The sequence below is a fragment of the Anaerocolumna chitinilytica genome, assembly GCF_014218355.1.
GTDB classification, from domain to species: Bacteria; Bacillota; Clostridia; order Lachnospirales; family Lachnospiraceae; genus Anaerocolumna; species Anaerocolumna chitinilytica.
Genome location: NZ_AP023368.1, coordinates 583,431 through 596,175, shown reverse-complemented (window position 1 = coordinate 596,175; position 12,745 = coordinate 583,431). Strand labels below are relative to the sequence as shown.

10 protein-coding genes are annotated in these 12,745 nt (G+C 40.1%); 3 read left to right on the top strand and 7 right to left on the bottom strand.

The window, feature by feature from the left end; all coding sequences use genetic code 11:
* Positions 1 to 302: 302 nt before the first annotated feature.
* The gene (locus bsdcttw_RS02740) at positions 303 to 1,034 is read left to right on the top strand and encodes an ATP-binding protein (RefSeq protein WP_185257898.1); all 732 of its coding nucleotides are present in this window, start codon (positions 303 to 305) and stop codon (positions 1,032 to 1,034) included.
* Positions 1,035 to 1,173: 139 nt separating this feature from the next.
* On the opposite strand, the gene bsdcttw_RS02735 is transcribed toward bsdcttw_RS02740, so the two are convergent.
* The 5 genes from bsdcttw_RS02735 to bsdcttw_RS02715 form a co-directional block, all read right to left on the bottom strand.
* On the bottom strand, positions 1,174 to 2,334 hold the full coding sequence (locus tag bsdcttw_RS02735; protein WP_185257897.1) for a CAP domain-containing protein: 1,161 nt from the start codon (positions 2,332 to 2,334) through the stop codon (positions 1,174 to 1,176).
* A gap of 124 nt (positions 2,335 to 2,458) precedes the next feature.
* On the bottom strand, positions 2,459 to 3,634 hold the full coding sequence (locus tag bsdcttw_RS02730) for a cation diffusion facilitator family transporter (RefSeq protein WP_185257896.1): 1,176 nt from the start codon (positions 3,632 to 3,634) through the stop codon (positions 2,459 to 2,461).
* Positions 3,635 to 3,889: 255 nt separating this feature from the next.
* Positions 3,890 to 5,050 (bottom strand): GNAT family N-acetyltransferase, encoded by a 1,161-nt coding sequence (locus bsdcttw_RS02725; RefSeq protein ID WP_185257895.1) that lies wholly within the window; start codon positions 5,048 to 5,050, stop codon positions 3,890 to 3,892.
* A 20-nt stretch (positions 5,051 to 5,070) separates the two neighbouring features.
* Entirely contained in the window at positions 5,071 to 5,889 is an 819-nt protein-coding gene (locus bsdcttw_RS02720) for a sugar phosphate isomerase/epimerase family protein (RefSeq protein ID WP_185257894.1), read from the bottom strand.
* 25 nt (positions 5,890 to 5,914) lie between these two features.
* The gene (locus bsdcttw_RS02715; protein WP_185257893.1) at positions 5,915 to 6,943 is read right to left on the bottom strand and encodes a Gfo/Idh/MocA family protein; all 1,029 of its coding nucleotides are present in this window, start codon (positions 6,941 to 6,943) and stop codon (positions 5,915 to 5,917) included.
* Between the two features lie 160 nt (positions 6,944 to 7,103).
* Between bsdcttw_RS02715 and bsdcttw_RS02710 the strand changes: the two genes are divergently transcribed.
* Together bsdcttw_RS02710 and bsdcttw_RS02705 are read left to right on the top strand one after the other, a co-directional pair.
* Entirely contained in the window at positions 7,104 to 8,300 is a 1,197-nt protein-coding gene (locus bsdcttw_RS02710) for an ROK family transcriptional regulator (RefSeq protein WP_185257892.1), read from the top strand.
* 25 nt (positions 8,301 to 8,325) lie between these two features.
* On the top strand, positions 8,326 to 8,769 hold the full coding sequence (locus bsdcttw_RS02705; protein WP_185257891.1) for a hypothetical protein: 444 nt from the start codon (positions 8,326 to 8,328) through the stop codon (positions 8,767 to 8,769).
* Positions 8,770 to 8,868: 99 nt separating this feature from the next.
* Here the strand turns inward: bsdcttw_RS02705 and bsdcttw_RS02700 are convergent, their stop codons facing one another.
* Positions 8,869 to 10,620, bottom strand: coding sequence for an ABC transporter ATP-binding protein (locus bsdcttw_RS02700; protein ID WP_185257890.1), 1,752 nt, complete (start codon positions 10,618 to 10,620; stop codon positions 8,869 to 8,871).
* A 24-nt stretch (positions 10,621 to 10,644) separates the two neighbouring features.
* On the bottom strand, positions 10,645 to 12,393 hold the full coding sequence (locus tag bsdcttw_RS02695) for an ABC transporter ATP-binding protein (RefSeq protein ID WP_185257889.1): 1,749 nt from the start codon (positions 12,391 to 12,393) through the stop codon (positions 10,645 to 10,647).
* Positions 12,394 to 12,745: the final 352 nt, after the last annotated feature.

Below are 12,745 nucleotides of genomic sequence, written 5' to 3'. Positions count from 1 at the left end.
GAATCAATGAAAACTATTTAAATTTTTAACTATAAAAACTTCCGATGTGTTTTATTGCAATGCTGAGACTTTCACATGTCCTTAATAAATTAAGGACGTTAAAAAGTGTAGCACTATCTTTGTACTGATGCAATAAAAACCAGGAACGTACTGACAACTTTTCAAAAAAACTGAAGAAAAAGAATAATTTGTTGTAAATACAACAGATTATTCTTTTTTTAACCAGTATAATATGATTAGAATTAAGAACCAGGCAACCAAACAACAATTATTATGATATGAATTCCTTGGAGGATAAAAAGATGGTAAGAAAGATTATTAAAATAGACAAAGAAGCCTGCAACGGCTGTGGACTGTGCGTTAATGCATGTCATGAGGGGGCTATCGGTTTGATCGATAACAAAGCAGTACTTCTTCGTGATGATTACTGTGACGGACTTGGCAACTGCCTTCCTGTTTGCCCTACCGGAGCAATTACTTTTGAAGAAAGAGAAGCTCTTGAATACAATGAAGAAGAAGTTCTTCGGAATCAAAAGAAACCCGAAGAGAAAGTACCTGCTAAAGTACCTTTTTATGGCTGTCCAGGCTCTCAGGCAAAGTCTCTTCGTCCTGCTGGGGTTACCGCCGCAGAACAGACAGAACAAAAGACTCAGATTAGTGCTGAAAGTATCTCAAGACTAATGCAATGGCCTGTGCAGATTAAACTGGTTCCGGTAAATGCCCCTTATTTTAAAGGAGCAGATCTTTTAATCGCTGCCGATTGTACTGCTTACGCTTATGCAGGCTTTCATGAAGAGTTTATGAAGAATCGTATTACCGTTATCGGTTGTCCAAAACTAGATGATGTAGATTATTCTGAAAAGCTTGCAGAGATATTTAAGCAAAATGACATTAGAAGCATTACTATTATCCGTATGATTGTTCCCTGCTGCGGCGGAATTGTAAATGCAGTAAAAGACGCCATGTTAGCAAGCGGTAAAATTATCCCCTGGCAGGTAGTTACTGTTTCTACAGACGGAACACTGGTTAAATAACACTGATAAAACACTGTAAAGAAGCCTTATTACTTCCCTTCCTATATGAATGAAGGTTGTAATAAGGCTTCTTTGCAATAGCTGTAATTCAAATGCGCAAACTTACTTTATATTAATTGTTTCATTATGCATATTCATGTTAATCCGAGAATAACTGTTCACAGTATACAGTACCATTTAACTCATATACACCGATACCGATGTGTTTATAATTTTTACTTAAGATATTTGCTCTGTGTCCTTCTGAATTCATCCAAGCATTCATAACAGCTTCCGGTGTATTATAACCATACGCAATATTCTCACCAGCGGCACCTACACTAACATTATACTCTTTTAATACCGTACTCCATGCCGTACCGTTAGGTCTTGTATGAGAGAAAGACTCCTTAATTTCTTTTGCACGTTTATTCGCCGGTGCAACTAATTCGTTGGAAATAGTTAATGCTGATACGCCGGCCTTTGCACGTTCCTGGTTTACAATCTTAAGCACCTGATTAGCAAAACTGCTGTTGCCTTTGTTGGCATCACTGCCGGAACTAGGGGTCGGAGTGACTTTCGTTGTAGGGGTGGGGCTGACAGTAGTGCCGCCAGAAGTCTTAATCTTAACAGAGGCACTTGAGGAATAAACACCATAATACTGTACTCCGTTATCGTTATTAACACCTCTTACCTTGTAATAATAAGTCTTTCCAGCCGTTACACTATTATCGGTAAAGCTTGTACAGGTTGAGCTTCCTACATACTTATAGGTTCCATTAGCATTTGTGGAACGGTAAACATAAGTTTTACCGGCACCATTTATAGCTGTCCAAGCTACGGATGCAGTACCGGGAGTGCTGCTCTGTGCGGTAATGTAGGACGTTTTTGAAAGAGTAGGGGTTACACCTGCTGCTTCAGACATTTTACTGAAATATTTCGAACCATTTATTACTTTGTATGCTTTTGCTTTATAATAGTAACTATTAGCAGCACTCAGTCCTTTGTCTGTATAACTGCCGTTTGTTGTTTTGCCGATATAATTATAGGCTCCATCGTAGGAAGCAGCACGATAGATATAATATCCGTTTGCTTTACTTACATTTCCTGCTTTTAGAGTAGTTGTCGCAGCTGTTCTTACAGTTGCTTTTAGAGTAGGTGTGGATGATTTGATGGAATTTACTACTGCAGCATCTGCTGTAGCTGTCAAAGCGTATGCTGTAGATCCATTTGCAGCATTATTGCTATTAAGATCCGTTGAAAAAACGGATGCGATTGTCAGAGTTGCTATAAGAACTGAAGATATGAAAAATCTTTTCATATATTGTTGCCCTCCTTATTGTTCGTCACAAGTAAGTTGCTTAATAAGGTTAACATAATGACATAGAAGGTTCAACACACAGATTTTGGAAACCAGATTTTCCTCTGATGAATAGGAGGTACCCCTATTCATTGACAAAACTGTTATCAAGGGTTACGACCAATTCATATTTTTCATTCAATTCTTTTAGGGCTTTCTCCATTGCTTTTAACAGCTGCTCTCTTTGTTTCTCCCCATAAGAATAGGGAATTAACATATCAAATATTAATCTAATCCTCTCTTCCTCTTCTACTATCCGAAAATCATGGACGGATGCTTTCGGCTCAATCTCCCCTATCACGCCCAGAATCGCCTGCTTTCTTAGAAGATTTTCTTCATCCTCCAAATCTACCGGGTCCACATGAATTACAAGAAAGATTCCCAATTCTCTTAGAACATCTCTCTCGATTCTATCAATAATCTCATGTACCCCCTCCAGATTCTCCTTGGATTCCACTTCAACATGTATTGTGGCCATTATATGAGATGGTCCGTAGTTGTGAACTATCAAATCATGGCTTCCTAAGATTCCCTTATAACTTTCTACTTTTTCCGTCACCTTATCATAGGTTTCTTTATCGATGGCTTCCCCTAAAAGAGGCTCCAGGGTTTCCTTTGCAATATTAAAACCTGCAATAATTACAACAACAGAAACAATGGCACCCATCCATCCGTCAATCTTTAATCCGGTAATACGTCCTATTATAATAGATACTATCGTAACAGATGTAATCAGCACATCTCCGAACGCATCCGTACCGGTTGCTTTTAGAACACCGGAATTAATCTTTTGTCCAAGTCCTCTGTTAAAAATGGCAAGCCAGAGTTTAACCAGTACAGAAAGAACAAGAAGGACTAATATACCGATATTAAAAACAACACTCTCCGGTTTTAAAATCTTACCAAAGGAATTCTTAAAGCAGGTAAAGCCCACCTGTAATACCAGGAAGGCAACAATAAACGCTGCGATATATTCTGACCTTCCATGTCCGAAGGGGTGTTCCTTATCCGCCGGCTTCTGGGCGAACTTAGTCCCGACCAAGGTTACAATGGAAGACGCCGCATCTGAAAGATTATTAAATGCATCAGCTGTCACTGAGATACTATTTATCAAAAATCCTCCTGTAAGTTTCACCAGGAACAAAACAATATTACATATTACACCGACACATCCCGAAAGTATACCATAAGCACTGCGTACCTTAGCATTTCCCGTATTGTCATAATCTTTTACAAATTTCTTTACCAGAAATTCAGTCATACAAATAACCATGCCCTTTCCTGCACTTGCAAGCCTTGACCGGTAACCAAAGCTGCACGTAAAATCCTACTTTATATATCTCCTTTAGATAACTCAATAAAATAATAATAGTTTATATATTACCATAATTTGAAAGATAATACCATAGGAGAAATATTAAGGATTCCCGGCAGTCAATTCAGCCTATATTTATACCTTGTATTCTTTGCATGGCTAATTGAAACTTGCTGCAGGATATGACATGAAGCATCTGTTTTAGCAGCAATCTATAGGTTGTACATTAAGGGGCAGGGGGAACCAGCTCTTTATACAGTTCCCTTTACTTACATCCAGATTTTTTCCGTATAAGGGTAGTTTGAAATCACCGGCATAAGAAAACAATAGTGCTGCAGCCTCCAGCTCTGATAAGGTAATATCTGCTGCCAGTTCTACTTTACCAACAGATGGCACGTTATCTTTTAGCTTGATTTCAAAGTTATTCTTACCGATTTTTATGATAAGGCTGCCTTCTTCCAGGAATTCAACTCCTGCCTTTGCAGCTAAGAGTGTTTCTATGACTTCTTTCCAGTCTAAAATCAGGTAATTTTCACAAGTACCTATTTCATAAGATTCTGCAAGTTTCATAAGGAAGTTTATTTTATCTGCTTCAAGAGGGGAGGCCACAAAGGTATTTCTTTCGTTGCCCTTAAAACCAGCTAGTGCTTTTAAAGCATAAGGATAATCCTCTGTGTTTTTAAGAACAATTTCATTCACTCCGCCATCCTGACTTAAACAAAGATACCCTGCAAATTCAGAGTTAATCTGTATTCCATAGGGTTTGCATTGCCAGGAACAGAGTATATCAAAAAACTCATCTTCTTTTCGAATGGCTTTAACCGGCTGCTTATTATACAATGCATATGCCTGTGATATCAATTCTTTCTCTTTTAGAGGCACCAGTTCAACCGTAGAAGCATCAACCTCCTTTAAACAGTGACGAACATTGGTCTCCGTTACCGTGAATCGAACCTGAACACCGGAGGGTTCAAAGCCGAAATATTCATATCTTTGCCTTTGTCCTCCAAGGAAGATATACTGGTATCCTTGTGTTTTCAGCTCTTCTGTAACAAAGCTTAATAACTGTTTCATATACCCTTTGCTTCTGGCATAGGGATGTACCGACACCATGCCGATACAGCAGGCTTTTAACTCCCTCTCTCCAATTCGATAAGATATCGGCATAGCACATACCAATGCCTTAATCTTCTCTTCCTCGGTAATCAGATAATGATACTCCGCATAATTATTTCCATCCCTATATAGCTTAGGGAGAAGCTTCTTGAAATCATGAGGAGCCTCATTTTGGCTGAAAACATAATTGATAAAATCTATTATTTCTTCGTACTCTTCTCTTCTTGCCTGTCTGCAACAAACCATTTTTTTCCTCCCTGTCCCGATTACTTTGTTAGTAACTCCTCTATAAAGGCTTTTGCTTTTAATACATCCCGCTTTTGTTCCTCGCCCTCTATCTCACGCTCTATGGTGATGTCTCCGGTATAACCGATTTCTTTCAGTTTATTGATAAATCTAGGGTAATTTACAAGTCCCTCTCCCAGAGGTTTTTCTTCTCCCAGATGAGTTCCATCTACTGGATAAAGCCCGTCCTTACCATGTACACCAAATATATATTTCCCCAGAATATCAAGTGCCTCCACCGGATTACCTTTGCCATACATTAATAGATTGGCAGGGTCTAAATTTACTCCGATATTGTCCATACCGGTATCTTCAATTGCCCGTCTTAAAGTAACAGGCGTCTCCTGGCCGGTCTCAAAGAGAAAGTTCTGGTTGTTTTTCTTGCAGACAACAGCAATCTGCTTTACAGCTTCCACTACCTGATGGTAATTCTCGTCATATGGATTCTCAGGTATAAATCCCACATGAGTTACCAGGTCTCTTACAGAGAGCAATCGGGCAAATGTAGAACCATTTATTAGTGCTTCTACTCTCATTGTTCTGTATTCAGCCGGAACTAAGCCAAGATTTCGCTGTCCCTCATAAAAGTCCCAGGTTATGGGACCGGGCCACCCGCACCAAAAGGCGGTAATAGTAATACCAATTTCTTTAGTGGCCTGATTAATCTTATCTGCTGTATCTTCTGTCATCATACTCATATCCCAGCAAACCAGCTGACAGCTGCTCATACCCATTGCTTTTAATTCTTCCATCTGCTTTCTAAAATCTTCTCTTAGATGTACCAATGCTCCAACTCTCATAATATAACCATACCTTTCTAACAAATTATTCTTGATTCCCATTGCAGTTTAGCGCTAATTCCAGTTCTTTAAGACACAGCCTTACAGAACCAACCCCTTCAACGAGAGGCAGTACCTCTATTTCTTTCTTTTGGATCAGGCAGTCAAGAAAGTACTTCATTTCTATGCAATATGGTCCCATCTCAGAGATATTAATACCTGCGGTATGGTCTGTTGCCTGAAATTCTCTATTAAGGTCTGGAATGTTAATCTTTCCGTCTTTGTGATATTCTATAAGCTTATCTTTTCCAGTATTGTTAAATGCCAAGGTAGCATTTTCAAAAACAGCACGAAAGCCTGCTTCAAAAGGAAACCCTTGCGGATTATCCCAGATTGCCTCCGCTGATGCGATTACCTCTTTAAACTGATATTGGGTAATGACCTGTTCCGGCATACCTTCAGAATTTTTTCTGGCGTTTACATGAATCCTATCCGGTTCTCCGAGGATGTATCTTAAAAAGTCTACATCATGTATATGCAGGTCTAAGACAACAGAACCGCTTCGGTTCATGTCTCTGAACCAGTTCTCGTAACCCCAGTCCACTAATCCGCTCAGGCGCCACAGGGTAATCGACTTTAGCTTTCCATAGGATTTATCGTCTATCAATTTTTTTAGATAATGGTATTCATCCATCATACGTACAACCTGACCCACCAGAACCTTAGCTCCGGTTTCTTCCTGGGTCTTTAAGAGCAGCTTACAATCTTCTTCCTTTAAGCAGACAGGTTTTTCAAGAAATACGTGAATACCCATTTCCATTGCTTTTACAGCATACTTCGTATGCAGGTAAGAAGGAAGGCATATTACTACCATTTCCACTCTTACTGCTTCTAACAGTTCCAGGCCATCCCCAAAAGCCATGGCACCCGGCCATACTTCTAGGGCTTTATTTCTTGCTGTTTTTCTTACATCTGCAACTGCAATAACCTCAATATCATAGCCAGCTGCAAGAGTCTTTAACGAGAGCATATGCGTAATTCCCATTCCGCCGCAACCGATAACACCAATTCTCATCTTCTCCATCACCTTTCATATAATAATTAGTCCAGTGCCTTTACTAATTGAATATCACAAAACAGGCACCTTGTCAATCCTTGCTTGACTTTTACCTGACAGAAATTTATAGTAAAGTTAATTATGTAATTATATGTACGAAAAGTTCAAGGGAGCTCCTATGAAAATAAATCAGCAGTATATTAAAAATAACAACATGAAGCAGCTCTATTACCTGCTTAAGAATAACGCCTGCCTCTCAAGAGCCTCTCTTGCCAAAATGACCGGTTTAAGTAAAACTACCGTATCTTCTTTAATCGATGAACTGATTCAAAAGGAATTTGCGGCTGATAACGGAACAGCATCCAGCAGCCTGGTAGGAAGGAAACCAAACCACTTAAGCCTGACCGGCGAAAAGCACTGTATCGCTGCTATCTATTGGGGACCGGAGCTAATGACCGGTACACTGATTGCCTTGGACGGCAGCTTGCTTGAAAAGCAGTACCTTTCCCTGACTTCCGTATCCGGGTATGCCAAGAACCTTAACAGCCTTTTTTTTCGTCTGTCAGAAAAAGCGGAAGGGTTTTGCCGGATTATCGGTCTGTGTATTGTTATGCCGGCTATGTTGGACAGAGAAAACAAGAGAATTCTATCTACCGTACTCCCCTTGGAGAATGAGTTAGATGTTATAGAGAATATACGAAATGAAATCAAAGAGGTTCCGATCGCCTTTTTAAATGATACCGCTTGTCTGGCCTATGCAGAGAATCCTTCTGCCAGGCAGAAGGAAGATACCTTCGCATTTGTCAATCTGGATCAGGGAATTGGTTCTGCCTTTTTCGTCGATGGGAAGTTACTTGGCGGAGCCGGCGGCAGTAAGACCCAATTCGGTCATTATTCTATCGATGCCCAGGGAATTACCTGTGCCTGCGGCAATAGAGGCTGTCTGGAAGTTATGATTGGTGAAAGAGCCTTGCCAAGACTTCTAAGAGAAGGCGGAGGCAGCGAACCTTTAGACCTAAAGGAACCCCTTAGCTATGCGGATATTCAGATTGCAGCTATGAACGGTGATAAGGCAGCCCATTATGCCATTGGGTATATTGCTGACAATCTGGCTGCCGCTTTAAGTAACCTTATCAGCTTATTTAGCCCTAAACGTATCATATTAGGCGGTTCTGGCAGAAGCCTTGGAGCTTTGTTCTTACAGGAACTGACCTCTACTATTAAGAACCATGGTTTTCAAAAAATGACGGAAGTCGTTGACATCCAATATTCTGTTCTTGGAGAGGATGCTTGTTTTATTGGTGCAATGGAATATTACTTTGAGAACTATTTTCGCTTCACTGAAGATATGTCAGAATGTATTTTTATTGGTTGAGTAAATTAGAAAGGATAGAAGAGCCATGTTTAAAAGACTTGTAGTAAGACTTATTGCTGGAATTCTAGTATTCATACTGATAGGATTAGGCTATAACATACTTATTGGAAAACCGGTAACTTTAAATCACTATTTCACTGACCACCATGTCACATACATGAAGATTGGTTATACAGATAAAGACGGCATAACCGAAAAAACCAAAGAACTAAGCCAAGAAGAACTTGACAGCTTTCTGGAGCAATTCGGCTCCTATAAAATTTTTAAGCCATTCTTTCGAAAGACTATGATAGCAAAACAAAATAGCGCCTATATAAGTATAGCCATCCATGATGAAAAGAAAGATTTTGAAGTGATGTTTCCTCTTACTGACAGAGGAGAAGTTAACCTTGTTCGATATACCTTCTATCCTTATAACACTGCACATATAGATATGTACAATTATCTTCTGAATTTATTAGATAATTAAATATGTTAACAGGAAGAAATGAGCTGCCGCAGACTATGAATGATTCGCGGCAGCCCATTTCTTTTACCTGTAAAAATGGTACTTTTATATTCTTTTTATTTACAGCTGCAGTTCATAGAGTTTTCTGTAAATACCGTTCTGATTCAGTAATTCTTGATGAGTTCCCTTTTCTCTAAGCTTTCCCTTATGCATTACCATTATTACATCTGCATGCTGAATAGTTGAGAGCCTGTGGGCTACCATAATGGTGGTCCTTCCGGTCATCAGCTTTTCCAGTGCTTCCTGAATCAGCTGCTCTGTCTCCGTATCAATATTGGCAGTTGCTTCATCCATAACCAGAATCGCCGGGTCAAAGGCCAGAGTTCTTGCAAAGGACAGAAGCTGCCTCTGTCCTGCCGAAAGGGTACTTCCCCTCTCTGCCACAGCCTCTTCATAGGTATTCTGCAATTCTTCTATAAAATGGTCTGCATTGACATATCTTGCTGCACTCTTAATGTCTTCATCGCTGATATCATCTCTTTTTAATCGGATATTACTCTTAATATCACCGGTAAAAAGGAAGACTTCCTGCTGAACCTGCCCGATAGCACCCCTTAGCTGGTCCGTATCCATCTCTTTAATATCCACACCATCAATGGTAATACGCCCCTTTTGTACATCATAATACCTGCCTATAAGATTGAGGATGGAAGACTTACCGGCTCCGGTGGCTCCTACGAAGGCGGCTCTTTGTCCCGCCTCTATAACAAAGCTTACATCTTTTAAGATCCAATTCTCCTCTTCATAGGCAAACCAGACATGATCAAACTCTATCTTACCCTTCACTTCCGGCAGCAAAGTCGGCTTTAAGGGATTCACAACCAGAGGCTTTTCATCGAGAATTGTAAAAATCTTTTCCGCACTGGCCATAGCGGACTGAAGTGTTCCTATCTGCTCCGACAACTCCTGAATAGGATCAAAAAAGGAGCCGATATACTGGATAAAGACATAGAGGGTTCCAATGGTAATGGTATCTTTTAGTACAGCTTCTCCACCTACACCTATAATAATTACCATCGCAACAATGGAAAGCATATAGATTGACGGACGAAAAATAGCAAATACCATCATCTCTCTAAAGTTAGCCCGCAGTAAGTCCTTGCTTTTCTCTTCGAATTCCTTCTGTTTTTCCTTCTCTCTTGCAAATATCTGTATCACTTTCATTCCGGATAAATGCTCGGAAAGATATGTATTGATTGAGGTAAGTCTGGTTCTTACCTGTCTGTAGGTCTTTCTGGATATGTGCGTAAATACAGAAGTAAGCAGTGCTATCAGAGGAATCAGTAAAAAAGCATACAAGGACAGCTTAATGTTAAGACTTGCCATTACAACTGCAAGGCCTATAATCTTCACCACATTTTTAATCATCTTCACCAGAATATTGGCATACATATCATTTAATGCTTCCACATCATTGGTTACTCTGGTTACAATTCTTCCCACCGGTGTGATATCAAAAAAACGGAGGGAAAGTTTTTGAATATGTTCAAAAACCTCCTGTCGGATATTATAGATGATATTCTGCCCCGTAAGGGATAATATCCAAGTCTGCAAAAAGTTACATACAAAACTTGCAAGAAGCACGATAAGATAAATAAGCCCTATCTTTTTTACTCCTGCAAAATTTTTCTTCGTGATAAATTCATCGATAACCTGTCCTACCAGGATAGGCCGATACAATTCCAAACCCGTTATACAAAGTACCAGTATCAGAGAAATGGTAACCAAAGGCCAGTAGGGTCCCGCATACCTTAGCAGTCTTTTCAGTACATTTCGTTTCTTACCGGTACTATATTCTAATGTATCTTCCATGTTCTGCTCCCATCTAACAACATTCTATACAGCCTCCAGCTGCTTTTCCAACTGCTGCTTTTCATACATCCTGGCATAGATTCCACCCTGCCTCATTAGTTCCTCATGAGAACCATACTCTGCCATCTCACCGTCTTCCAGTACCAGAATCTGGTCTGCATTTTGTACGGTGGATATACGGTGGGCAATCATTATAGTGGTTTTACCCTGGCGGTCCTTCTTTATATTTGATAATATCTCTTCTTCCGTATTGGTATCTACTGCCGAAAGGGCATCGTCAAGAATTAATATCGGTGCATCTTTTAATAAGGCTCTCGCAATTGAACTTCTCTGCTTTTGCCCGCCGGAGATTGTAACTCCCCTCTCTCCTACCAGCGTTTCATATTGAAGAGGAAATTCTACGATATTATCATGGATACAAGCAGCTTTTGCAGCCTCTTGTACCCTCTCCATGTCATTTCCTTCCATACCAAAAGCAATGTTGTTACGAATCGTATCAGAGAACAGGAAATTATCCTGAGGTACATAAGCAATATTTTCCCGCAAGGTTTTAAGTGGAATTCGGTTGATATCGTAGCCGTCTATGCTAATCATGCCGGGCTCCGTATTATAAAGGCGAAGAAGAAGGTTTGCAACTGTGGATTTACCACTTCCGGTTCTGCCTAAAATAGCTAAGGTCGAACCTTTTTCAATGTCAAGAGTAACGTTCTTTAAGACCTCTGAAGTAACTTCTGTAAAGGAAAAGGTAAGCCCGCGAAAACTGATATTCCCTTCCAGATTCTCTACCGGCAGCACATCTTTTCCATCAAAGATTTCCGGTTTCTCCACAAATATCTTCTGAATTCTCTTTGAGGATGCAATTCCCTGGGATATAAAAGTGATACTGTCTCCAGCTGCAAGCATGGGCCAGACCAGCATACCGACATATTGATTAAAAGCAATGAAACGTCCCAGGCTGATCTCTCCCTTAATTACAAGATGCCCTCCATAGAGCAGGGTTATCAGACTGGAGATACCGATAATAACATCAAGTAGCGGAATTATCGTTGCCTGAAGCTTTACAACTTCCATATTCTTATCCTTATTTCTTTTATTGGACTTTGCAAAGGCTTTGATTTCCTTTCTTTCCTGAACAAAAGCTTTTACAACTCTTATACCGGAGATACTCTCCTGTACCATGTCTGAAAGATCCGAAAAGGCCTTCTGCTTCTCGCTGAATCTTCTCTCAATGGATTTACCGTAGAATACACCGCCTACCGCAATAAATACCAATGGGATGGAAGCCAACAGGGTGAGCTCCAGATTCACGTGAAATACCATCTTGCAAAGTACCATAATAGTCATAATGATTGCATCAAAGGTACATATTACCGCCGGACCGGCAGCCATACGAATGGCATTCAGGTCATTGGTAAAATGGGCCATTAAGTCACCTGTCTTATTCTTGTTATAATACCCCATAGATAAGGTCTCCAAGTGGGCGAACATGTCATTTCTTAGGTCATATTCAATTTTTCTCGCAGAACCGAAGATAAAGTAGCGCCATCCAAATCTTCCGACTGCCAGGACCAGCCCAATCAGAAGTATCTTTATGATTCCGTTTATCAGCTCTGCTCTCCCAAATGTCCCCGTCTCCAGTCCATCGGTAATGTCTCCTATAAACTGGGGTATGTATAATCCGGCAAAATCCACAATAAAGAGGATAATGACTCCCAGTGAATAGGATAACCAGTATTTCTTAATGTGCTTGATGACTCTGTTTACTTCCCGCATTTAGAATCTCCTCTCTGATCACATAATTTTCTATTATGAGGCAATTTTACAAAGATTTCAAGCTTAAATTCGGAGGGGGAATGACTAAAGCATGAGTAAAATATTGAGGGACGGACGATGAACAGAAGATTTGTTTGGGAGATTGGTTACTCGAAAGCCTTATTCCACTAACGCAGCAGAAAATTTAACTGACAGTCAAAGCCGTGCCAAACTCGCTGTAACTATATGTTCACGGAAGGTTTCTGCGCTCAGACAATGGCACGGCTTTTCCTAGTTACATTCTCTGCTGCTTAAGTGTCATAGAAGGCTTCCTCGATACCAATCTCCCAAACAAATCTTCTGTTCATCTGCT